The organism is Streptomyces sp. NPDC027962 (assembly GCF_055566095.1).
In genome coordinates this window covers 17,328-38,185 of the sequence record NZ_JBVHTA010000027.1, presented here as the reverse complement: position 1 = coordinate 38,185, position 20,858 = coordinate 17,328, and the positions used below count along the sequence as shown (strand labels likewise).

Here is a 20,858-nt window from a genome sequence, read left to right as displayed (position 1 = left end):
TCATCTCCTTGCCGTGCGGTCGACCGGGTCTAGGTGACCGCGAGGGTGCCCTTCAAGTACCCGAAAGGCTCTTCATGCCGGTTTCACCGACCGACACCTCCTTCCGCTCCCTCGTCACCACCCTTCGCTCCGCCGGCTGCGTGTTCGCCGAGGACGAGGCGGAGATGCTGATCGCAGCCGCCCGTGACGCCGCCGAGCTCGCCGTGATGGCCGACCGGCGTGTCGCGGGATTGCCCCTTGAACACGTCCTCGGGTGGGCCGAGTTCCTCGGTACACGCATGGCCGTCGACCCCGGGGTGTTCGTGCCCCGGCGCCGCACCGAGTTCCTCGTCGAGTGTGCCGCCGCCCTCGCCCCGCCCTCGGCGGTCGTCGTCGACCTGTGCTGCGGCTCGGGCGCGCTCGGCGCAGCCGTGGTGCGGGCGCTCGGCGGCGGCGAACTGCACGCCGCCGACATCGAGCCGACTGCCGTGCGCTGCGCCGGCCGCAACGTCGGGGCGGTCGGGGGGCGGGTGTACGAGGGCGACCTCTACGACCCCCTGCCCGCAGCGCTCGTGGGCCGTGTCGACGTGCTCGTCGCCAACGCCCCCTACGTGCCGACCGCCGAGATCGGGTTCCTGCCCCCAGAGGCGAGGGACCACGAGCCGCGGGTCGCGCTGGACGGCGGGGCCGACGGGCTGGACATCCAGCGGCGGGTGAGCGCCGGGGCCGCACGGTGGCTGGCTCCCGGCGGGGCGCTGCTCGTCGAAACGAGCCGGCGACAGGCCCCGCGAACCGTTGCCGCGTTCGCCGATCACGGTCTCCGCCCCCGTATCGCCGTTCACGAGGAGCTGGACGCCACGGTGGTGATCGGGACCAGGCCCGTATAGGGGGGAACGGGCCCGCACGGGCGAGCAAGCGGACAGCGGAACGGCCCCGCGGAGCGCGATCGCTCCGCGGGGCCGTTCCGCCACCGCGCCCAGGGGGCGCCGTTGTGGAGTGTCAGCCGATGATGGAGGTGTTGCCGCTCACCGGATTCAGCAGGCCCAGCACGTTCACCGAGTTGCCGGTGAGGTTCAGCGGAACGCTGACCGGAAGCTGGATGACGTTGCCGGACAGAACGCCCGGCGAGCCGGTAGCAGCCCCCAGGGCACCCGCGTCAGCCATGGCGGGCGCGGCGGTTCCGAGCGCCACGACGAGACCGGCGGCAACGGCTGCAGCCTTTGTGTACTTCATTTCGATCCTTTCAGCAGGGGCGCTGTACGCGGTACGGCCATCGTGTCGCGAAGCTGCATTTCAGCCATGCAGACATGCGCCTCCGCGTAACTGGTAACGAATCGGTTCCCCCTGGGAAACCACTGTGCGACTGCCGGTTCGAAAAGTCACTCGTATGCCTCACGGATATCGTGCCGAACTCGGGGCGCGGAATCCGCAGGGACAATTCCCGATTCCGGGACTTTCATTGCGGCACGGAGCTGCCCCCGTGCGCGACGCGGACGGGGGCAGCCCTTCGGCCCGGTGATCAGCGGGTGGAGGAGCCGTTCCCCGAGAGGACCGGGATGTCGCTGAGGATGTGCGACAGGGGCTCGTCGCCCTTGGCCTGGGTGGAGTTCTCGACGCACTGCTGGTTCTGCGGGGCCGACAGGACCGGGATGTCCTGGACGCCGACCGGAACCACACCGGCGAGGGAGCCGAGGTTGGCCTTGGCGGGCAGGCCGAGGCAGGGCTTGTTGAGCGAGCCCTGGATCAGGCTCATCTGCGGGCTCATGGTGCCGTAGGTGGCGGAGTTGCCGTAGTGCTGCGTGGCGCCGACCCCACTTGCGGTGGAGGTGCTCTGGTCGTCGCCGACAGCCAGAGCCTGCGGGGCCATCGCCGCGCCAGCGCCCACCATCGAAGCGGTGACCATGGCCGTCGTCAGAATCTTCTTGATCACTTACTTGTCCCTTTTCGTTTGAACGCGCGAACGCGGTGCAGCCTGGTCAACGGAACCCGGGGGGTTTGGTTTCGGACGTTCACCCGAATGCTGCACGCTGCCGATGTGGGCCATTGGCGTATCGCGTTCACTCGTTTCGCCGAATGGATTACCCGTCGCGGGCGCCGCGTTCGGTTGCGGCACAATAGACGAATCCATCGGGCCGAACGAGCGGTGAATTCAATATGACAATTATGTCTACCGGATATCTGTCCGCCGGACAGGCGGAGAGGCGGCGGGCCGTCAGGGAACCCGGCTGGGGGACGGTCGGCGCGAGTCGGGCCTTCGCCTGGATGCTGGTGGCCACCGGTGCAGCCGGACTGCTGGCGGCGTGGGTCATCACGATCGACAAGTTCAAACTGTTGGAGGACCCGGGCTTCACGCCGGGCTGCAGCCTCAACCCCGTCGTGTCGTGCGGCAGCATCATGAACAGCGAACAGGCGGCCGTCTTCGGCTTCCCCAACCCGATGCTGGGACTCGTCGCCTACGGCATGGTGATCGCGATCGGGGCGGCGCTGCTCGCGGGAGCGCGCTACCGAAGGTGGTTCTGGCTGGGCGTGAACGCCGGCACGGGGTTCGGCGTCGCCTTCTGCACCTGGCTGCAGTACCAGTCGCTGTACGAGATCAACGCGCTGTGCCTGTGGTGCTGTCTGGCCTGGGTCGCCACGATCATCATGCTCTGGTACGTGACCTCGCACAACGTCCGCAACGGCATCCTGCCCGCCCCGGCCGCGCTGCGCGGCTTCTTCGGCGAGTTCACCTGGGTGCTCCCCGTGCTGCACATCGGGATCGTCGGTGTACTGGTGCTGACCCGTTGGTGGGACTTCTGGACCAGCTGATCCTCGCGTACGTGAGCGCAGGCGCACGCGTGGCGGAGCGCAACGCAAAGGAGCCCCGGCAGCCTCACGGCGCCGGGGCTCCCGCTTCGATCAGCGGGTGGCGTCGTCGTTCTCCGCGAGGTCCGGGATGTCGCTGAGGGGCGTACGGCCCTGCCGCTCGGCCGACCGCGATGCGTCGCGGGCAGCGCCGGATCAGCCGCCGAGCGAGACACCGCCCAACATCGGGGTGGTCGCGGCGGCACTCTCCAGCACCTGCTCGGGCGCGTTGCTCTTGGCGCTGTTCAGGTCGGTGGCAACATCGCCCACCTGGCCGAGGACGGTCACGGCGTCGGTGCCGTCCTCCCACTGCGGGACGGAGGAGACGACCTCGCCGAGACCGCCGTTCAGGCTCATGGGGGGCATGCCCGCCGAGTGGGAGGCGAACGCGGGAGCGGCAGCCCCCAGCGCAGCCGCGGAACCGGCAAGGATGACAGCGGCCCTCGAGTACTTCATGTTTCGTATTCCTTTCCCGGCGGTGCTTCCCGCCGTCGACAGGCGTAACGAGCCGTCCTCGTACGGGACACCTTTGCTCGTCGACGGGTGGAATCAGGCGTTGCCCGGCCATGGCCCGCCAGGGCCGGGGCCGTTGGCCGTTGCCGGCAGTGGCCGGCGCCCGGCGTCGGGTGGGGCCCAGGCGGTGTGCCGGTCGTGGAGCCAGCCCCGGCGCGGCGGCGGGGGAGTGGGACGGATCTGCTGTTCCTCCACCGACGGGGGCGGGAACAGGATGAGCCGTGTCCATTCCCCGTCCGGCCGGCCCGGCATGGTCCGGCCCGCCGCCGCCCACTCGCGGGTCAGCTGGTCGTAGATGGGGCTGCTGCCGGGCGGCGTCGCCGGCTGTGCGGGCTCCGGTCTCGTCTGCACGCGCTGCCAACGAGCCGGAGCGGTAGTCCTTGCCATGCTGCGGCCAACGCGCACGCGGTACCGGAGGTCACTGCCACGCGGGAACGCTGGGGTACGGCAGGAACGGCCTTTCGAGCCCGTCGCTCAGCGTGGTGAGTCCGCCGCAGGCGTCGGCGAAAAGGCGACGTCGGCGGCACCTGCTTCGGCGAGGTTCGCCGCCCGCAGGACGGGCGTTGGCAGTTGGCCAAGAAGGCGACAACCGGCTCCGGCCCGGAGCCCGTTCACCCGGGCAGGTGAATGGTGCAGCGGCCGGGAGGCGGCAGGGTACTAGGGTGCCGAGCCATGACCACAGCCAAGCCCCCCAAAACGACCGTCGACCGAGCCGAGTTGGGCACCCTCGCCCTGCTCGCCTGGACCGGTGACCCGGCCCAGGGACACGACACGCCGTATCTGATCGCATACTCCCTCGGCGACGGCACCGGCGGCGGGGAAGCGGCGTCCGCCGCCTCCATGGCGATGATCGAAGAGCTCGGTCTCACCACGGGTGACGTCATGCACGACCACACCGGCGAAGGCGTCTCCCCGATCCAGCTGCTCGTCCAGGGTGGGCAGGCCGTCGTCAACATGCCCTACATGAACGCCCAGTGCCGCGTCCCTGACGAGTGGCTCGCCGCCGCCGAACGGCGGGGCCATGTGCACTTCATGATCTCCGGACGCGCGTGGCCGGAGGCCGAGCCCGACGCGCCCGTCACCGAGGAGACGCTGCGGGCGCACCTCGGCGACGCAGACGCGCTCAACGCCACGGCCCACGTCCTGCTGCCGGTGTCCCAGCTGCGACGCTGACAGCCCGACGGGCTCCTACGGACTGCGGCCTCCCCTGCACTACGCAGGGGAGGCCGCAGCGTTCATCCGCCGTCCGGTGCTCAGGCGCCGTCGGAGATGGCGCACCCGTTACCGAAGGCCGGGTTGAGCAGCCCGACGACGTCTACGGCGTTGCCGCAGAGGTTGACCGGCACGTGGACGGGGACCTGGGCGACATTGCCCGAGGCGACACCCGGGGAACCGGCGGCCGTACCGAGCGCTCCGGCGTCGGCGGCGGCCATGCCGGCACCGCCGACGAGGATGGCACCCGTCCCGGCGACAACGGCGGCAGCCTTCGCGATACGCGACATCAACTTCTCCTTGCAAGACGACGAGACGGCCGCAGTGTTGCGGCCTGGACGTCCCGTTCAACGCAGAAAGCGGACGCTGGTAACGGATCACTGCAAAGTCAGACACCGACGGTTTTGTCGGCACCTTGCACGGGAGGCGGCCGGACGGCACCGGGGCCGATGCCGAGGGTGGCATCGACCGGCGGCGCCGGCCCTCGTCGCCGAGGCCTCCGCACTTCATGGCGAGCGTGACCCGGGGAGGGGCGAGGTGGGCAGCAGCCCCGCAGCACATCGAAGGACTTTCGGACCTGCCCACGCCTGGTGTCCCCAACCAAGGTGCGGTGGCGTCGAGTTGTCGTCATGGACGCTCACTCCCACCCCTCTGTCAGCTGCCCTTCGAGGTCGGCGAACTGGTCGTGACGCCAACCGGTTTCACGTTGCTCATCGGATGGGCATTCGACCACGGCGACATCACTCGCCGATCACGATGCTGGATTATCAGCGGACGAATGAGAAAAGAGATTGTCCAAGCACCTTGTGGTGCGCCGGGATTCGCAACATCCGCTTCTCACGAGCCGCGCTCTGATGCGTACGTTCGGGTGGTATGTGTGGCCCAAGTTCCCGACAACGGGTGATGTCACAACGGTCACGTCGCAACTTTGGTGACAATGAAGGGGTTTCGGACTCCGATCTCGTCGGCACCGCTCTCGAGACCCTGTGTCAGCCACCTGGCACCAGCCGGATCCGTCCCTTCCCCACCAACTCCATGAGATGTGACCAAGTGAAACGTAGTCGATTGTGGACAGGGCTCGCCGCAATGGCGATGGTCGCCGTTGGGGTGACGGCATGGGCGGTCTTTTCCCAGCCGGCCGCGAACCCGGAATCCGAGGGCAAGTCAGCCACCCAGGCCGTTTCGGAGGCGCAGGCTCTTGTGCAGGCCGGCCTCGCGCAGTCGCAGTACCAGGACTTCTCCGGGGCGTCCCGTACCTTCAGGCGTGCTCTGGAGCTAAATCCGGACAACAAACTGGCCTGGTACAACCTGGGGGTCATCGCACAGCAGGACGGCAGGACGGCTGATGCGCGTGAGGCCTATGACAAGGCATTGGAGATCGATCCGACGTATGCGTCTGCCCTCTTCAATGAGGCAGTGCTGTTCGAGTCGAGCGATCCCGACCAGGCTGTCGCGCTCCTGAAGCGTGCTGTCGCCGCGGACCCGAAGGCATCCACGGCCTATCTGCGCCTCGGTCGGGCCCTGTCGAAGAAAGGTCGCGACGACGAGGCCGAGGACGCATTCCGTCGTGCCGTTGCGATCGATCCCAAGCTGCACTCTCTCGTTCCGGAATCCTTCCAGGATTCCGTCAGCCCATCACCGTCAACGAGCCAAGCAGGTGCCACCAGATGACGTCGACTGCGACACCGAGGTTCTCCGTCTTCACTCCCAGCCACAGGCCGCGTTTCCTTGATGAGTGCCTGGCGTCCCTGCAGGCGCAGACCTGCGCGGACTGGGAGTGGATCGTCCTGCTCAACAACGGCGCCCGATGGCGGCCGGAGCACCCAGATGAGCGTGTCCGCGTGGAGATCGCGGACGAAATCCACGGCGTCGGGGCGGCCAAACGCAGGGCCTGTGAACTGGCGCGTGGCGAGATCCTCGTAGAACTCGACCACGACGATCTGCTGGCGAAGGGCTGCCTGGCGGAGCTCGCCGAAGCATTCGACGCTCATCCCGACGCCGTTCTCGCCTACAGCAACACCGCGCAGATCACCGAGGAAGGAAAGCGCGACGAGACCCGCTTCAACGAGGCGCACGGCTGGAAGTACGAAGACGTGGACGTCGACGGCCGCCGACTGATGCAGGCCATGTCCATGGCTCCGACGCCGCACAACGTCTCGTACATCTGGTACGCGCCCAACCACGTGCGGGCGTTCCGCAAGGATGCCTACGAGAAGGTCGGCGGGTACGACGCCACCCGTACGGTCCTGGACGACCAGGACCTGATGTGCCGTCTCTTCCATGTCGGCGACTTCCACCACATTCCTCGCTGCCTGTACCTCCAGCGGATCCACCCCGCGAACACACAGCGCGACCCGGAGGTCAACGCACACATCCAGCGTGAGACGGTCGCCCTGTACGACAAGTACATCGAGGCCAACGCGCTGGCCTGGACCCAGCGTCGCGGACTGTACGCGCTGGACCTCGGTGCGGCCCATCGGAAGCCGCCCGGCTACCTGGGGGTGGACCAGTACCCGGGAGAGGGCGTCGACATCGTCGCGACACTGCCGGGGAAGTTGGACCTGCCCGACAACTCCGTCGGTCTGATGCGGGCGGTGGACTTCCTGGAGCACGTGCCCGCGAAGGTGCCGCTGATCAACGAGCTGTACCGGCTGCTGGCGCCCGGGGGCATGCTCCTCACCATGACCCCCAGCGCCGACGGCCGGGGCGCGTACCAGGATCCGACGCACGTCGCGTTCTACAACGAGAACTCGTTCTGGTACTACACGGACAACCAGTACCGGACCTTCGTGCCCGAGATCCAGGCCCGGTTCCAGAATTCACGGCTGGTCACCTACTACCCGACCGACTGGCACTCCAAGAACAACATCTCGTACGTCGTGGCGAACCTCATCGCGGTGAAGGAGGGCGCTGCCCGCTGCGGTGGACCGCTGCTGGTTTGACACCGAGCCGGAGGATCTCCTTGCAGCCCTGCCGGATCGCCGCATCCGCTGCGGCCAGGCTGCGGCTCTCCTCGGGGAGCATCGCCCACCAGTCATGAACGAGGTTCCACATGGTGCGGGCCGCATGCCCTCGGACCTCGGCCTCCGGCGCCTGAGCGGGCGTGGGACGAAGCCGGCCTCGTGACCACGCCGACGCTTCAGCTTCCCTCCTGACACGACGAAGGCACCCGTCCGAGCTCACCGCTCCGGCCGGGCGCCTTCGTCGTGTCCGGCCCCGGGTGCCCCCTGTCTTTCGCCAACGTGAACCGAGGAGGACTTGGGACGAACCGGTGGCCGGAGTGCCGCGCCACGGACGCCGGATTCTCCTCGACCCCGGAACAGGCGGGTTTGCCGAAGACCGTGATCCGCGGGGCCGGATCCGAACCCACCATCGCCGGACGAATTCCGAACCGATGAATCCCACCCTGTCGGCCACAGGGACGCGCACGGTTGTCCGACGGTTTTGTGCCCGGCATTCCCGTCCGGAGCTCCAGATCAATTCTTCCGAAACGGGGAATGTGGATGGTGCCCGCGAGGCCGAAGCCCCGGGGCACCCATTGTTCATTCCAGCCGTACGCCGCTACCGCGGCACCGGACACAGGATGTTACTCCACGTCATGGCAGATGGCGTAGGCGGTGAACGAACCCTCCGAGCCGAGCGGCACCGTCAGGCTGAGATCGGCAGCAGCCTGCCAGCCGGTGGGCAGTGCGCCGTCCGTGATGGGTGTCGGCGTGCTCTGCGTGACGTTGAGCGTGCCGGTGACGGGGGCCAGGTCCACGAGGGATCCCGTGGTGTTGAAGCCACCGCCGGTGGCGACGTCGTTGCCGATACACGCAGCGCTGGACTCGAGAGAGGTGAGGCCGACAAGCGTCCCCTCATCGACGGCCGCGGGCTCACCCTCCACGATGTAGACGTCAAGGGCGGCCACGCCCTGCGGGCCCTGCGGGCCCTGCGGGCCCTCCTCGCCCGGCACACCCGGCGCGCCCTGGAAGCCCTGCGGGCCCTCCTCGCCCGGCACACCCGGCGCGCCCTGGAAGCCCTGCGGGCCCTGGAAGCCCCGCGGTCCTCGGTCGCCCTTCTGGCCTCGGTCGCCCTTCGGGCCGCGGTCGCGGTCGACGCTGGTGGCGCTGGTAGCGCCGTTGGGGCCCGGCAGCCCCATGCTGTGCTCGGTGCCGGATCGCTGAATCGCGTCGGCGACGGCCGTTGTGCTCGGGACAACGTTGAGCACAACGGCAAGGGTTCCCGCCGAAACCAGCGTTGCGGATTTCATGCGGGAACTGCGGATCGTTTTACGGCTCACAAGAGAACCTTCCTCACGGAACTGGAGTGACCACACCGCAAGCGTGCCCACCTCTTAAGTGCGCTTGATTCGCCTGCGTGTCACGTCGCCCAAGGCCACGGACAGGGACATCCTTCACTCCCCGGCGCCGAATGATCACGAGCCGGCCCGTGTCGCGGATGAGGATCACCCGAGCGGCCGCGAAATGTCGCGCGCACCGGTATGCGTTCCAACGGGATTGTCAAGGCACGACACGTCCGCGTGAGTGGCGGAGCCAATGCCACTCGTTGACCGAATTCAGGCCGGGCAGGGAGTTCGGTCGGCAGGCCGGGGTCTTCGGTATCTCCGTCGATCGGGTGGAGACAGGCCTTGGCGAGGTCTTCCCGGTCCTTGCAGCGGCGGGCATCGGTCCATTCCTTGTTCTGCGGCGGCGATCTCCTGGTTCAGCCGTTCCGCGGTTTGCCGGATCAGATCCGGCACGAGATCTCGTGGGAACACGATGGACCCGAGCAGGTCGTGCTGGGTCACTACAAGTGGGCTGCTTTCCGGCCTTACTCGGCCTCGAGCGCGGCCGGGGCGTGCGTCATCGGGAGTGGACCGCCTCGGCGTCGGATTGTTCGAAGACGGTCGGCACCGGGGCGCCCACGGCGTCCCATGCGCGCGTCCTTGGTCACCGACGCCGTCGAGATGGCTGTGGCCGCCCGAGGCGGCCAGGCGGACGGCGTCGTCGTTGTGGTGACAGCCGCCGCGCTGCTGCGGCCATTCGTGGCGCGACGGTTGTGAGCGTGGCGGGAGCGCCACCGTGCCCGTTGGGAGGAGTGGGGCCGGGCGGAGGGCATCGGCAAGCCGTAGCGCCTCGCGCTCTGGCATCGGCCGGGGCCCGCGGGTATCGTCGTCGCCCCGCGGCGCCGCGTCTCGACCACCCCTCGGGCCGTCACGCAGGTGGCTGCGACCGCCGAGGGCCGGGAGACCGGCGCGGTCCGCGTCCCAACTCCCGGAGAGAAGGGCAGAGATGTGTCCGGGCAATCGAAGGCCGGCAGGAGCAGACCGATCGCCGCCGGCTTAGTGGCCGCCAGCACCAGCCTGGCCCTGTGCGGTTCCGCCCCCGCGGAGGCCGCACCGTCCGTCACCAACGGAACCTTCAGCGTGCTGACGTACAACGTCGCAGGCCTGCCGGAGCCCCTGTCGGGCGGCAGTCCCGCCGTCAACACGAAGAAGATCTCCAAACGCATCAATCTCTACGACGTGGTCAACGTCCAGGAGGACTTCGCCTACCACGCCGACCTGATCAAACACGACGAGCATCCTTACCGGACACCCCCGTCCGTGCCCGTGTGGGTGCCCGGCGTGCCCTTCTCGGACGGGCTCAACACCCTGTCAGACCACCGGCTCAGGAAACTCGACCGGATCACCTGGAACCGGTGCACGGGCCCGGACTGCCTGACACCCAAGGGCTTCACCCATCTTCGGCTCGAACTGCCCGGCGGGGCCTCGCTCGACCTCTACAACGCGCACATGAACGCGGGCTCCGGCACCAAGAAGCACCTGCGGGTACGGCGGGACAACGTCGCCCAGCTGTCCGCCTACATCAAGAAGCACTCCGCCGGCCGGGCCGTCATCGTGATGGGCGACACCAACAGCCGCTACACCCGCTCCGGTGACAGCATTCGTCAGTTCCGTGACGACAACGGCCTCACCGATGCCTGGGTGCGACTCGTCAACGGCGGTACGACACCCGGGGTGGACGACGACGCGCCCACGTGCAAGTACGCCGTCGAGTGCGAGGTCATCGACAAGATCCTTTACCGCAGTGGCGGGGAAGTGACCCTGCAGGCCACGTCCTACGACAATGAGCACGAGGACTTCTTGGACCCTGAGGGAACGCCGCTGTCGGACCACACTCCGCAGACGGTGCGGTTCGACTTCACCGTCCGCTCCGGCTGACAGGCCCGCCCGCCGCCTGCTGCCGGCAGGCGCACGGCCTGGTGCCCGGGGGCGGGCCCCGGGCGCCACATGCCGGTCGGCGTCGTTCGGGCACGCCGCGGACGGACGCCGCCTGATCGGCGTGCTGGAGATCGTCGGCGATGACGCTCACCAGCCGAACGCCCAGGGTCTCCGGCGGCGACCAGGCGGCTGCGCCACTCTCAGCCGCCGGCGACCGCAACGCTGGGTGAATCGGCCGATCCTCAGCACGAAATCTCGGCTTTGCCACAACACGCCACCATGCTCGAGGAGGTGATCGCTGTAATCGAGCAACTGACGGAACTGGCCCTGGTCCTCGGAGGTGGAAGAGCGGGGATGTCTGCAGGCGTCAGCCCGGCGAAAGGGCATTTCCTACGTGGAGGCCTCACGCCGCACGGCGCGGCCCGCCAACACGTCCGTACGGACCCCGTCCTCGATCACGAACCGGCCGTCGATCAGCACGTGCGGGATGCCCACCGGCAGCGTGCGGGGTGTCTCGAACGTCGAGCCCGCCGCCACCGTCCGAGGGTCGAACAGCACCAGGTCGGCGCGGTAGCCCTCACGGACCAGGCCCCGGTCGGGCAGCCGCAGGCGGGCGGCGGGCCTCGACGTGAGGTGCGCGACGGTCTCCTCCAGTGACAGGATGCCCAGGTCGCGCGCATAGCGGCCGAGGTACTGGGGGAACGTTCCGTACGCCCGTGGGTGCGGCTTGTCGCCCTGGAGGATGCCGTCGCTTCCGCCGGTGTGGACCCGGTGGCGCATGATCTGCCGCACGTTCTCCTCGTGGCCGACGTGCTGCAGGATCGTCGAGCCGAGCCGGTCCTGGACCAGCAGCCGCCGGGCGGTCACCCAGGGCGCCTCGCCGCGCTCGTCGGCCGACTGCCGGACCGTCCGCCCGACGTGTCCCGCGACGGCGGGATTGCTCACGCCGGAGATCTCGATGGTGTCCCACTCGATCGGCACGCCGTGGCAGCCGTCGGAACCGGTCTCCTCCAGGTGGTGCCGGATCCGCTCCGCGGTGGCCTCGTCCCGCAGCCGCGCCAGCACCGCGTCGGGCCCGCCCTCGCCCGCCCAGCCCGGCAGCATCGCGACGAGCGTGGTGCAGCCGGGCGTGTACGGATAGGTGTCGAGGGAGATGTCCGCGCCCGCGTCCAGGGCGGAGTCGAGCAGCGCGAGCAGATCGGGCGCCTTGCCCTTGTTCACGCCGAAGTTCATGGTGGCGTGCGCCAGGTGGAGGGCGCAGCCGGCCTCGCGGGTGAGGTTCACCATCTCCTCGTACGCCTGGAGCGCCCCGGCGCCGTAAGAACGGTGGTGGGGGCAGTAGTAGCCGTCGTGGGCGGCCACCACGCGGCACAACTCGGCCAGTTCGGAGTCGTCCGCGTACATGCCGGGGGTGTACGTCAGCCCCGACGACATGCCGACCGCGCCCTGCTCGAGCCCTTCCGCCACGAGTTGCTTCATGCGCGTGAGCTCGGCGCCGGTGGGCGGCCGGTCCTCCCAGCCCATGACGTGCATGCGGACGGTGCCCTGCGGGATCAGGTACGCGGCGTTGACCGCGATGCCCCGGCCGCCGAAGTTGCGGTCGAGCCGGTCCAGGTACTCGCCGACCGTGCGCCAGTCGAAGTCGATGCCGGACCCGTCGCCGTTCCAGCCGGTGACGGCTTTGCGTACGGCGCCGAGGGTGGCGTCGTCGACCGGCGCGTACGACAGGCCGTCCTGACCGAGCACCTCCAGGGTCACGCCCTGGGCGGCCTTCGCGGAGTGGTCCGGGTCGCGGAGGAGTGCGAGGTCGGAGTGGGCGTGCATGTCGATGAAGCCGGGGGAGAGGGCGAGGCCGTCGGCGTCGAGCACGCCGGGGGCGGTGGGGCGGGGGCCGGAGCGCTCTCGGCGTACCTCTTTGATACGTCCGTCTTCGACGGCGACGTCGGCGCGGAAGGAGGCGGCGCCGGTGCCGTCGATGACGCGGGCGTCGCGGATGACGAGGTCCATGGGGTCGCCTTTCGGGGGTGGGCGGCGGGGTGGGGCCGCTGCGCGGGGCCGTTCCCCTGCCCCGCCCCTTTCCCGAACCGGGGGCTCCGCCCCCCCGGCCTCCCGCGCCTCGAACGCCGGCGGGGCTGAAGTTGCCGGGCAGCTTCAGCCCGTCCAGGGGCACTCCACCAACGCCTGGCGGCCGTGGGAGGTACCCCCACCCACGGCCGCCAGGCCGCAGGGGGAGATCGAGGACACCGCGCGGAGCGCGGCATCGGGTCCGGGGCTTGCCCCCCACACGGCGGAGCCGCACACCGGTGCAGCGGGGAGGGGTGGGGGAAAACGCCCCGCAGGGTCAGAAGAACGTGCGGATGAAGTCCGTCACCGTCCCGTTCCCCTCCACCACCGGAATCAGCTGCCACTTGTCGAACGACGTGCACGGGTGCGACAGCCCCATCCCCACCCAGTCGCCGACCTCCAGGTCCGCCTCCGGGGTCGTACGGACCCAGCCGTGCTGGTCGGAGAGGGCGGAGACGGTGATGCCGTCGGCCGGGCGGATCTCGCCGGTGCGGGCGTCGCGGACGGCCTGTGCCACCGGGAGGTCGAGGTCGTACGCCGCGTCCCGCTTGCCCGCGTTGACGAAGGCCTGCTCGGCGGTGGGCCGTGAGACGACCTGGGCCCACAGACGGAACGCGGGCTGGAGCGCACCTTCCTCCGGGACCCGGTTGAAGGGGGTGAGATGCTGGTAGCGGCCGTCGTCGTGCGACACGTACGCGCCCGAGCGCAGCAACTTCAGTACCGGCAACGACAGTTCGGGGATGTCCGCGAACACGTCGGCGACCGCGTCGAACCACGCGCTGCCGCCGGCGCTGATCACGATCTCCTCGGTGCCGTCGAACCGGCCCGCCTTGTCGAAGTCCGCGGCGAGCGCGACGAGTCGGCCCAGCCAGTCCCGTACGCGCTCGCCGTCGGCCTGCGGGACCTCGCCCTCGTAGCCGGCGACGCCGACCAGCCGCAGCGTGCCGGTGGCGGCGACCGCGTCGGCGACGGCCGCGCAGTCGGCATCCGTGCGGGCCCCGGTGCGGGCGCCTTCGCCGGCGCCGAGCTCGACCACGACCTCCAGGGGGCGCGAGACGCCGCGCAGGGCCTCGTCCATCAGCTCGACTCCGCGGACGGAGTCCACGTAGGTGATGAAGCGGCACTCGGGGTCGGTGTCGAGCTCGCCCGCGATCCAGCGCAGGGCCGCGGCGTCGACGACCTCGTTGGCGAGGAAGATCCGGCGGATCCCGTACGCGCGGTAGACGCGGGCCTGGTGCGGCACGGCGGCCGTGATGCCCCAGGCGCCGTGCTCCAGCTGGCGCTCGAAGAGCTGCGGGGACATGGACGTCTTGCCGTGCGGCGCGAAGGCGAGCCGGTGACGCTTGGAGTAGGTCTCGAGCAGGGCCAGATTGTGCTCGACGGACTCGGCGGACAGGGCGAGGACGGGGGTGGTGAAGCCGCCGGTGAACAGGTTGCGGCGAGCGGCTGCCAGTTCCCCGACGGTGAGGCCGTCGGCATCGGGCGGGAGCGCCTTGAAGCGGTGGTCGACCTGTTCATCGGCGAGCCGTGCGACGGCGTGGTCGGCAGCCATGGGAGCCCTCCTCCATAGCGTTGCAGTCTATGCAACACCCATTGCGTATTTCGCGTACCGCTGTCTAACATCCGAGCCGACACCGGGTCAATGGGCCCGGCGACCGACCGGCGAGGAGCCCCCGCGATCATGACCGCGAGCGTGCACGGACCCGTGGACGTCGTCTGCCTCGGCGAGTCCATGGTCACGTTCCTGCCCACTCGGGCAGGGCGTCTCGCCGACGTGCCGTCGTTCGTACGCGGCATCGGCGGCGCCGAGTCCAACGTGGCCTGCGCGCTCGCAGCGGCGGGACACCGTACGCGCTGGGTGGGGCGAGTCGGCGCCGACGGCTTCGGCGACCACCTGACCGGGGCCATCGCCGCCTACGGGGTGGACACCTCCGCGGTGACACGCGACCCGGAACGGCCCACAGGCATCTACTTCCGCACGGCGACCGACCGGGCGACGGACGCGCACGAGGTCCTCTACTACCGCGCCGGGTCGGCGGCGTCCGCGATGTCGCCCACCACCGTGTCGTACGAGGCCCTGCGGTCCGGCCGGATGCTGCACCTCTCCGGCATCACGGCGGCCCTGTCGTCCCATTGCCTCGACCTGATGCGCGACCTCACCGCACGGCGGGACCACCGCCCTCTCGTCTCGTTCGACGTCAACCACCGCCCCGGCCTCTGGCGGGACCCCGCCGACGCGAAGGTCCTGCTGGATCTGGCGCGCGGGGCGGACATCGTGTTCGTCGGAGAGGACGAGGCCGAGGACACGTGGGGAGTGCGGCGCGCGGACGCGGTCCGGGCCGTTCTGCCGGAGCCGGCGGTGCTGGTGGTCAAGCGTGGCGCGGCGGGAGCGGTGGTGTACGACCGCCGCGCCGCGGGCTCGCCCGACACCGTCACCGACGCCCCCGCCCCCCGCGTCACCGTCAGCGCACCCGTCGGGGCCGGTGACGCCTTCGCCGCCGGGTTCCTGTCCGCGACGCTGCGCGGGCTGAGCGCGCGGGAGCGGCTGCGGCACGGGCATCTGTGGGCCGCCGCCGCACTCACCGTCGACGCCGACCTCGCGGTCCCGCCCTCCGCCGCGCACGCCGACCGGCTCGTCGCCCTGGAGGACGACGCCTGGGGGAGACTGCACCTCGGCCCCGGGTGGACGGGCCAGGACCAGGAGGCAGGTACGCCATGAGTCAGACCGTCGACCGCGCGCTGAGCATTCTTCCGCTGCTCGCGGAGGGGCCGGCCGATCTCGGACAGGTCGCCGAACGCCTCGGTGTGCACAAGTCGACCGCCCTGCGGCTGCTGCGCACACTCCACGAGCACGGTCTCGTCTACCGACAGCAGGACCAGCGCTACCGCCTCGGCGCCCGGCTGTTCGCCCTCGCCCAGGAGGCCGTCGAGAACCTCGACGTACGCGAGATCGCCCACCCCCACCTCGTCGCCCTCAACGAGCAGATCGGGCACACCGTCCATCTCGCCGTGTACGAGGAGAGCGAGGTCCTCTACATCGACAAGGTCGAGAGCCGCTATCCGGTCCGGATGTACTCCCGTATCGGCAAGCCCGTCGCGATCACCGTCGCGGCCGTGGCCAAGCTGCTCCTGGCCGACCTGCCGGAGGCCGAGCGGCGCGCCGTCGCCGAGAAGCTCGACTTCCCCATGTACACGTCCCGTTCGATCCCGAACGCCACCGCCTTCCTCAAGGAGCTGGCGACCGTGGCCGAGCAGGGCTGGGCCACCGACCTCGGCGGCCACGAGGAGTCCATCAACTGCATCGCCGCTCCCGTCCGCGGTGCGGACGGCCGGGTCGTCGCCGCAATGTCGGTCTCCGCACCGAACGTCGTCGTCACGGCCGACGAACTCCTCACCCTGCTCCCGCTCGTGCGCCGCACCGCCGACGCCATCACCCGGGAGTACTCAGGACAGACCTCCGACAGGAAGCACGCGCATGACTGAGAAGACCGCCCTCACCCCGAGCACCCACACCGCGCCGCCCGCCACCTTCTCCCACGGGGTCCGCAAGGGCAACATCCTCCAGGTCGCCGGCCAGGTCGGCTTCCTCCCGGCCGTCGAGGGCCGGGCGCCCACCCCGGCGGGCCCGACCCTGCGCGAGCAGACCCTCCAGACCTTCGCCAACGTCAAGGCGATCCTCGAGGAGGGCGGCGCGAGCTGGGACGACGTGATGATGATCCGCGTCTACCTCACGGACGTGGACCACTTCGCGGAGATGAACGAGATCTACAACGAGTACTTCAAGGACCTGACGGCCGCCCCCGCCGCCCGTACGACGGTCTACGTCGGCCTCCCCGCCGGCCTGCTCATCGAGATCGACGCCCTGGCAGTCCTGGACTGATCTTGCTGCATCCCCCCGCTGTACGGCACGGCGCTCCTCCCTTGCCAAAAACCGAAATGCATGTTCCTTGCCGCTGATGCGCCGCCACCACCCGCTCCCCACACCGGTGGGCTGCTCACGCTCACCGACGGCACCGCGGGTCTGCCGACCGTCGCCGCTCTCGGTATCGCCCGGCTCCTGCCGCTGACCACCAAGGTCGGCTGCAGCCGTTCGTCGCGCTGCTCGCCGTCTCCGGCGACGGCGGGTTCTGGATCGTTTCGAAGTACTTCGGCATCTCCGAGCGGGGCACCCTGAAGCCGTGGACGGTCCTGGAGTCGGTCCTGTCGGTGGCCGGTTCTGTGGCCGCGGCGGCGCTCAGCCTGGTCGTCGGACCGTCGGCAGGGCAGTCGATGGAGTGATCCGGCAGGTGCCTGACGGAAGCAGGCACCTGCCGGGCTACGCTCGGTGCGTGCTGACATTCGAACAGGTCCGTGACTGGGTGCGCGGAAAGTACGGCCCCCGGTACGCCGAGCAGCGGATCACGGACGGCGGGTTCGCCTATCTGGTCAACACCCAGCCGGACGCGCACTTCGGCGGCGGCGCTCTGCCGTTGCCCGGCAGTGGGCCCGATCTTGTCGTCAAACGCACGGGCGCCGTCTGGCAGTTCGGCTCGAACCCGATGTTCCTGCCGCTGTACGAGGCCGGTACCGAGGACGACTTCCGGCGGCGCATGGCCACGGTGCTGCCGGCCTGGGACCCGGACCGGCCGCAGGAGACGATCCCGCTGCCCGCGTCCATGCCGCCCGCGTCCCCACCCGCCCCGGCGCAACCCGTCCCGCCGCCCCCCGGTTTCGGCCCGCCGCTGCCGGTGCATCCCCCTGCGCCCCCGCTGTACGCGCCCCCGATGTACGCGCCGCCGGTGTACGCGCCCGCTCCGCCCGTCGTGCCCGAGGGCCCCGAGTTCCTCGCCGCCGACGCGCGCAACGCGGTCCTCGTCGACGCGACCGGTGTCGCCTTCGACCAGGAGGGGAGGCGGGCCGACTTCGCCTGGTCCGAGATCCAGACGGTCCACCACACCTCCCGCGGCTCCTGCCTCCTGGTCGGTGTTGTGCATATGAACGGCATGTTCTACGAGTGCCGCGTCGGAGCACGGCGACAGGCGCGACTGCGCGAATGGTGCACGCAGATCGCGCCTGTGCTCGGCTTCTATCTCGGGGGCCGCGGGGTCTGACGGCCCGGACGGGTCAGGAGCAGTACTGCTGCTCCTTCCCGATGGAGCGGTACATGCAGTCCGAGTTCTCCAGCAGTTGGAGCACCGCGTCGCGGTTGCGGCTGGTCTCCCGCTCGATCACCTCGTCGGGCGGGTAGAAGCCGCCGCCGCCGAAGCCCGCCGGGTACATCTCGAAGGTGTAGGCGAAGATCTTCTGGTCGCCCCACAGCCAGTCGTCGATCGACCCGTCCGTGATGTAGAGGTCACTTGCCTGCTCGGCGGTGTAGCCGTTGCTCGCGCCCATCTTCCGTCCGACCGCGGCGAAGGCGTCGCGGTCGTCCCGGGTCAGGCCCGGGGCGGTGTCGGCCGTCGTGTAGCCGTACGGCCACAGCACCAGCTCGCTGTACGTGTGGAAGTCGATGCCCGTCCTGATCTGCTGCTTGCCCCCGACGACTCGGGAGCGCACGAAGTCGGCGACGACCTTCACCTCGGGAGCGGACTCGGCGGCCCGGCCACGGTAGGTCTCGGAGCCGGGGGAACCGGAGGAGCCGCCGCAGCAGCCCCACTTGAAGTTCCAGTTGCGGTTCATGTCGGTGCCCACCCTCGAGGAGCCGGAGTTGGGCTGCCGGTTCTTGCGCCAGCTGCGGTAGGACCCGGTGGCGATGTCGTACTCGCCGCCGTCCGGATTGAGGTCGGGGACGATCCAGATCTCGCGGCCGTTCACAGCGTTGGTCACCCGGGAGTCGCTGCCGTAGTCCTCGCCGAACTCGCGGAGCAGGTACAGCGCCATCTCGACGGTGAGGTGCTCACGCGCGTGCTGGTGGTGGGTGAAGAGCACTTCGGGTTCGTTCTCGTCGGTCGCCACGTTGTCGCTGACCTTGATGGCGACGATGTCGCGGCCCTGGTAGCTCTTGCCGATGACCCGCTTGCTCATGATGTCCGGGTGGGCGGCGATGCGCTGGTCGATCTCCGCGTTCATCTCGGCGTAGTTGTGGTACCGAGAGTCGCCCGACGGGAAGTCGAACGGCTCGACGGCGGCCGTGGTCCTGCGCTCGGGCGGGGCGGGCAGTGCCTTGAGGGTGTGCCCGAGGCTCCGCAGCTGCCGGGCCTGGGCGGCATCGGCGCTGACGACGACGGTGTGGTCGTCCACCTCGTCGATCGACACCCCGGTGCGGGCGACGGCGGTCCGGGCGGCGACGGTGTCGGGCCCGTGGATCTGGTACTGCCTGGTCTGTTCCTCCTCGGCGGCGGCGGGAGCGGGCCGGTCCGCGGAAGGTGAGGCGCCGGCGCTGATGGGCGCGGCGACGGCGAGCGCGAGGGCGGCCGCGAGGGTGGCGGCCTTCCTGCGGTTCGCCCGGATGCGAAGTCGCATGCTGTCTCCTGGGTGGGGAGTCGTGGGGGGTTCTGTGCGACGTGCGGGTGGTCCGGGTGACCGCGCCGCGTGAGTCCGCGCGGTCGTGCACATCCTTTCGATATGGCATGAACTGGTCAAGGAGATGTTTGGTCATTCGTTCGGGTGCCGATGAAGTGGGGCACACCCCTTGCGCGATCACTTGCGCACCGCTTTGGGTGACCGAGTCACCACCTGGGACAAGTGGGAAGGCGGCAGCGCCATGGCAGACACCACCGAACACCGCACGGAGGGGGCGCTCTCCGTACCGCGCAAGTCGAGTTGGAAGTACATAGGGCCCGGAATCGTCGTCGCGGCGACCGGAGTCGGGGCCGGCGACCTGGTCGCGACACTCATCGCGGGCAGCAAGTTCGGATACACCCTGATGTGGGCGGCCGTCATCGGCTGCGTCGTCAAGATCTCGCTCGCCGAGGCGTGTGGGCGCTGGCACCTGGCGACCGGGCGCACCCTGTTCGAGGGCTGGCGCTCCCTCGGGAAGTGGACCACGGTCTACTTCGCCGTCTACGTGGTCGTCTGGGGATTCGTCTACGGCGCGACCGCCATGTCCTCCAGCGCCCTGCCGATCGTGGCGCTCTGGCCGGACGGTCCCGGCCTCAAGACATGGGCGGTCATCACCGGCCTGATCGGCCTCGTCTTCGTCTGGTTCAACCGGTACGCCGTCTTCGAGAAGGCCATGACCGTGCTCATCGGCATCATGTTCGTGGTCGTCGTGTACGTCGCGATCCGCGTCACGCCCGACATCGGCGCCACCTTCGCAGGCCTGGTGCCCGTGCTGCCGGACGGGTCGCTGCTCTACACCCTCGGTCTGATCGGCGGCGTCGGCGGCACCATCACGATGGCCGCCTACGGCTACTGGGTGAACGCCAAGGGCTGGACCAGCACCGGCTGGATGAAGGTCATGCGCCTCGACAACCGCGTCGCCTACGTCACCACGGGCGTCTTCGTCGTCGCGATGCTGATCATCGGCGCGGAGCTGCTGCACGCCTCGAACCTCGCGCTCACCAAGGGCGACAGGGGGCTGATCGACCTCGGGGTGGTCCTGGAGGACCAGTACGGCGCGGTGACGGCGAAGCTCTTCCTGGTCGGGTTCTTCGCGACCTCGTTCTCGTCGTTGATCGGCGTGTGGCACGGCGTGAGCCTAATGTTCGCCGACTTCGTCGAGCGGCTTCGACGCGACCGCAAGGGCGCGCCGTCCGGCGAGGGCACGGCCCGGGAGGTCGCCGCCGGCCGGAAGGAGCGCTCGCTCGCGTTCCGCGCGTATCTGCTGTGGCTGACGTTCCCGCCGATCGCGCTGCTCTTCCTGGACCAGCCGTTCGGACTGGTCGTCGCCTACGGCGTGCTCGGCGCGTTCTTCATGCCGTTCCTGGCGCTCACACTCATCTGGCTGCTCAATTCCTCGCGGACGCCGGCCGAGTGGCGCAACGGCATCCTGAGCAATGTGATGCTGGCCGCCGCCGGGCTGCTGTTCATCGTGCTGTGCGTGCAGCAGGTGCGTGACCTGCCCTGGTGAGACCCGCGTGCGCCGAGGGCCCGTACCACCGGGGGAGCGGCGGTACGGGCC

The 20,858-nt window shown here is 69.6% G+C and carries 22 protein-coding genes and 2 pseudogenes; 14 read left to right on the top strand and 10 right to left on the bottom strand.

The window, feature by feature from the left end:
* Positions 1–74 precede the first annotated feature (74 nt).
* Entirely contained in the window at positions 75–866 is a 792-nt protein-coding gene (locus ACZ4SA_RS23835) for a putative protein N(5)-glutamine methyltransferase (RefSeq protein WP_468277886.1), read from the top strand.
* Positions 867–978: 112 nt separating this feature from the next.
* On the opposite strand, the gene ACZ4SA_RS23830 is transcribed toward ACZ4SA_RS23835, so the two are convergent.
* Positions 979–1,212 carry a chaplin gene (locus ACZ4SA_RS23830; protein WP_468277883.1) on the bottom strand — a complete coding sequence of 78 codons (234 nt, stop codon included), beginning with the start codon at positions 1,210–1,212 and terminating at the stop codon, positions 979–981.
* 286 nt (positions 1,213–1,498) lie between these two features.
* A complete protein-coding gene (locus ACZ4SA_RS23825; protein ID WP_468277880.1) occupies positions 1,499–1,909 on the bottom strand; it encodes a rodlin in 411 nt (136 codons plus the stop codon).
* A 224-nt stretch (positions 1,910–2,133) separates the two neighbouring features.
* Between ACZ4SA_RS23825 and ACZ4SA_RS23820 the strand changes: the two genes are divergently transcribed.
* Positions 2,134–2,787, top strand: a complete 654-nt coding sequence (locus ACZ4SA_RS23820) for a vitamin K epoxide reductase family protein (protein WP_468277878.1) — start codon at positions 2,134–2,136, stop codon at positions 2,785–2,787.
* 192 nt (positions 2,788–2,979) lie between these two features.
* Here the strand turns inward: ACZ4SA_RS23820 and ACZ4SA_RS23815 are convergent, their stop codons facing one another.
* Together ACZ4SA_RS23815 and ACZ4SA_RS23810 are read right to left on the bottom strand one after the other, a co-directional pair.
* Positions 2,980–3,279: a hypothetical protein gene (locus ACZ4SA_RS23815; protein WP_468277876.1), complete on the bottom strand. Its 300-nt coding sequence runs from the start codon at positions 3,277–3,279 to the stop codon at positions 2,980–2,982.
* A gap of 93 nt (positions 3,280–3,372) precedes the next feature.
* A complete protein-coding gene (locus tag ACZ4SA_RS23810) occupies positions 3,373–3,687 on the bottom strand; it encodes a hypothetical protein (protein WP_468277874.1) in 315 nt (104 codons plus the stop codon).
* A 321-nt stretch (positions 3,688–4,008) separates the two neighbouring features.
* Between ACZ4SA_RS23810 and ACZ4SA_RS23805 the strand changes: the two genes are divergently transcribed.
* Positions 4,009–4,509: a DUF5949 family protein gene (locus ACZ4SA_RS23805; protein ID WP_468277871.1), complete on the top strand. Its 501-nt coding sequence runs from the start codon at positions 4,009–4,011 to the stop codon at positions 4,507–4,509.
* 80 nt (positions 4,510–4,589) lie between these two features.
* Here the strand turns inward: ACZ4SA_RS23805 and ACZ4SA_RS23800 are convergent, their stop codons facing one another.
* Positions 4,590–4,838: a chaplin gene (locus tag ACZ4SA_RS23800; RefSeq protein ID WP_468277868.1), complete on the bottom strand. Its 249-nt coding sequence runs from the start codon at positions 4,836–4,838 to the stop codon at positions 4,590–4,592.
* 796 nt (positions 4,839–5,634) lie between these two features.
* Between ACZ4SA_RS23800 and ACZ4SA_RS23795 the strand changes: the two genes are divergently transcribed.
* Together ACZ4SA_RS23795 and ACZ4SA_RS23790 are read left to right on the top strand one after the other, a co-directional pair.
* Positions 5,635–6,219 carry a tetratricopeptide repeat protein gene (locus ACZ4SA_RS23795; protein ID WP_468277866.1) on the top strand — a complete coding sequence of 195 codons (585 nt, stop codon included), beginning with the start codon at positions 5,635–5,637 and terminating at the stop codon, positions 6,217–6,219.
* Positions 6,216–7,490, top strand: a complete 1,275-nt coding sequence (locus tag ACZ4SA_RS23790; RefSeq protein WP_468277864.1) for a glycosyltransferase — start codon at positions 6,216–6,218, stop codon at positions 7,488–7,490. The genes ACZ4SA_RS23795 and ACZ4SA_RS23790 overlap by 4 nt, the downstream gene beginning before the upstream one ends.
* A gap of 644 nt (positions 7,491–8,134) precedes the next feature.
* Here ACZ4SA_RS23790 and ACZ4SA_RS23785 read toward each other — a convergent pair.
* A complete protein-coding gene (locus ACZ4SA_RS23785; RefSeq protein WP_468277862.1) occupies positions 8,135–8,758 on the bottom strand; it encodes a collagen-like triple helix repeat-containing protein in 624 nt (207 codons plus the stop codon).
* Between the two features lie 705 nt (positions 8,759–9,463).
* Here ACZ4SA_RS23785 and ACZ4SA_RS23780 point away from each other — a divergent pair.
* Both ACZ4SA_RS23780 and ACZ4SA_RS23775 read left to right on the top strand, forming a co-directional pair.
* Positions 9,464–9,592: a hypothetical protein gene (locus tag ACZ4SA_RS23780; RefSeq protein WP_468277860.1), complete on the top strand. Its 129-nt coding sequence runs from the start codon at positions 9,464–9,466 to the stop codon at positions 9,590–9,592.
* Between the two features lie 282 nt (positions 9,593–9,874).
* A complete protein-coding gene (locus tag ACZ4SA_RS23775) occupies positions 9,875–10,753 on the top strand; it encodes an endonuclease/exonuclease/phosphatase family protein (protein ID WP_468277857.1) in 879 nt (292 codons plus the stop codon).
* Positions 10,754–10,832: 79 nt separating this feature from the next.
* Here ACZ4SA_RS23775 and ACZ4SA_RS23770 read toward each other — a convergent pair.
* From ACZ4SA_RS23770 to ACZ4SA_RS23760, 3 genes and pseudogenes are all read right to left on the bottom strand, one after another.
* A pseudogene (locus ACZ4SA_RS23770) lies at positions 10,833–10,940 on the bottom strand (mycothiol transferase); the annotation flags it as partial.
* Positions 10,941–11,143: 203 nt separating this feature from the next.
* Positions 11,144–12,760, bottom strand: a complete 1,617-nt coding sequence (locus ACZ4SA_RS23765; protein ID WP_468277854.1) for an N-acyl-D-amino-acid deacylase family protein — start codon at positions 12,758–12,760, stop codon at positions 11,144–11,146.
* A 334-nt stretch (positions 12,761–13,094) separates the two neighbouring features.
* On the bottom strand, positions 13,095–14,369 hold the full coding sequence (locus ACZ4SA_RS23760) for an alanine racemase (RefSeq protein ID WP_468277852.1): 1,275 nt from the start codon (positions 14,367–14,369) through the stop codon (positions 13,095–13,097).
* 129 nt (positions 14,370–14,498) lie between these two features.
* Between ACZ4SA_RS23760 and ACZ4SA_RS23755 the strand changes: the two genes are divergently transcribed.
* From ACZ4SA_RS23755 to ACZ4SA_RS23730, 6 genes and pseudogenes are all read left to right on the top strand, one after another.
* Positions 14,499–15,536, top strand: a complete 1,038-nt coding sequence (locus ACZ4SA_RS23755; RefSeq protein WP_468277849.1) for a sugar kinase — start codon at positions 14,499–14,501, stop codon at positions 15,534–15,536.
* Entirely contained in the window at positions 15,533–16,300 is a 768-nt protein-coding gene (locus tag ACZ4SA_RS23750; RefSeq protein WP_468277847.1) for an IclR family transcriptional regulator, read from the top strand. Before ACZ4SA_RS23755 ends, ACZ4SA_RS23750 begins: the two co-directional genes overlap by 4 nt.
* Entirely contained in the window at positions 16,293–16,697 is a 405-nt protein-coding gene (locus tag ACZ4SA_RS23745) for a RidA family protein (RefSeq protein WP_468277845.1), read from the top strand. The genes ACZ4SA_RS23750 and ACZ4SA_RS23745 overlap by 8 nt, the downstream gene beginning before the upstream one ends.
* A gap of 60 nt (positions 16,698–16,757) precedes the next feature.
* Positions 16,758–16,934 (top strand): annotated as a pseudogene (locus ACZ4SA_RS23740) (GntP family permease); the annotation flags it as partial.
* Positions 16,916–17,095 (top strand): GntT/GntP/DsdX family permease, encoded by a 180-nt coding sequence (locus ACZ4SA_RS23735; RefSeq protein ID WP_468278022.1) that lies wholly within the window; start codon positions 16,916–16,918, stop codon positions 17,093–17,095. The pseudogene ACZ4SA_RS23740 and the gene ACZ4SA_RS23735, both read left to right, overlap by 19 nt.
* Before the next feature lie 50 nt (positions 17,096–17,145).
* Complete coding sequence (locus ACZ4SA_RS23730) at positions 17,146–17,907, top strand: hypothetical protein (RefSeq protein WP_468277842.1); 762 nt, start codon at positions 17,146–17,148, stop codon at positions 17,905–17,907.
* 13 nt (positions 17,908–17,920) lie between these two features.
* On the opposite strand, the gene ACZ4SA_RS23725 is transcribed toward ACZ4SA_RS23730, so the two are convergent.
* Positions 17,921–19,258, bottom strand: a complete 1,338-nt coding sequence (locus ACZ4SA_RS23725; protein ID WP_468277840.1) for a M14 family metallopeptidase — start codon at positions 19,256–19,258, stop codon at positions 17,921–17,923.
* 241 nt (positions 19,259–19,499) lie between these two features.
* On the opposite strand from ACZ4SA_RS23725, the gene ACZ4SA_RS23720 reads away from it, so the two are divergent.
* On the top strand, positions 19,500–20,807 hold the full coding sequence (locus ACZ4SA_RS23720; protein ID WP_468277837.1) for an Nramp family divalent metal transporter: 1,308 nt from the start codon (positions 19,500–19,502) through the stop codon (positions 20,805–20,807).
* Positions 20,808–20,858: the final 51 nt, after the last annotated feature.

What these genes read in the sequence shown, in the direction of transcription:
- ACZ4SA_RS23835 (WP_468277886.1), top strand. Translation starts at nt 75, where the DNA reads ATGCCGGTTTCACCGACCGACACCTCCTTCCGCTCCCTCGTCACCACC.
- ACZ4SA_RS23830 (WP_468277883.1), bottom strand. Translation starts at nt 1,212, where the DNA reads ATGAAGTACACAAAGGCTGCAGCCGTTGCCGCCGGTCTCGTCGTGGCG.
- ACZ4SA_RS23820 (WP_468277878.1), top strand. Translation starts at nt 2,134, where the DNA reads ATGACAATTATGTCTACCGGATATCTGTCCGCCGGACAGGCGGAGAGG.
- ACZ4SA_RS23815 (WP_468277876.1), bottom strand. Translation starts at nt 3,279, where the DNA reads ATGAAGTACTCGAGGGCCGCTGTCATCCTTGCCGGTTCCGCGGCTGCG.
- ACZ4SA_RS23805 (WP_468277871.1), top strand. Translation starts at nt 4,009, where the DNA reads ATGACCACAGCCAAGCCCCCCAAAACGACCGTCGACCGAGCCGAGTTG.
- ACZ4SA_RS23800 (WP_468277868.1), bottom strand. Translation starts at nt 4,838, where the DNA reads ATGTCGCGTATCGCGAAGGCTGCCGCCGTTGTCGCCGGGACGGGTGCC.
- ACZ4SA_RS23795 (WP_468277866.1), top strand. Translation starts at nt 5,635, where the DNA reads ATGGCGATGGTCGCCGTTGGGGTGACGGCATGGGCGGTCTTTTCCCAG.
- ACZ4SA_RS23790 (WP_468277864.1), top strand. Translation starts at nt 6,216, where the DNA reads ATGACGTCGACTGCGACACCGAGGTTCTCCGTCTTCACTCCCAGCCAC.
- ACZ4SA_RS23780 (WP_468277860.1), top strand. Translation starts at nt 9,464, where the DNA reads ATGCGCGCGTCCTTGGTCACCGACGCCGTCGAGATGGCTGTGGCCGCC.
- ACZ4SA_RS23765 (WP_468277854.1), bottom strand. Translation starts at nt 12,760, where the DNA reads ATGGACCTCGTCATCCGCGACGCCCGCGTCATCGACGGCACCGGCGCC.
- ACZ4SA_RS23760 (WP_468277852.1), bottom strand. Translation starts at nt 14,369, where the DNA reads ATGGCTGCCGACCACGCCGTCGCACGGCTCGCCGATGAACAGGTCGAC.
- ACZ4SA_RS23755 (WP_468277849.1), top strand. Translation starts at nt 14,499, where the DNA reads ATGACCGCGAGCGTGCACGGACCCGTGGACGTCGTCTGCCTCGGCGAG.
- ACZ4SA_RS23750 (WP_468277847.1), top strand. Translation starts at nt 15,533, where the DNA reads ATGAGTCAGACCGTCGACCGCGCGCTGAGCATTCTTCCGCTGCTCGCG.
- ACZ4SA_RS23745 (WP_468277845.1), top strand. Translation starts at nt 16,293, where the DNA reads ATGACTGAGAAGACCGCCCTCACCCCGAGCACCCACACCGCGCCGCCC.
- ACZ4SA_RS23725 (WP_468277840.1), bottom strand. Translation starts at nt 19,258, where the DNA reads ATGCGACTTCGCATCCGGGCGAACCGCAGGAAGGCCGCCACCCTCGCG.
- ACZ4SA_RS23720 (WP_468277837.1), top strand. Translation starts at nt 19,500, where the DNA reads ATGGCAGACACCACCGAACACCGCACGGAGGGGGCGCTCTCCGTACCG.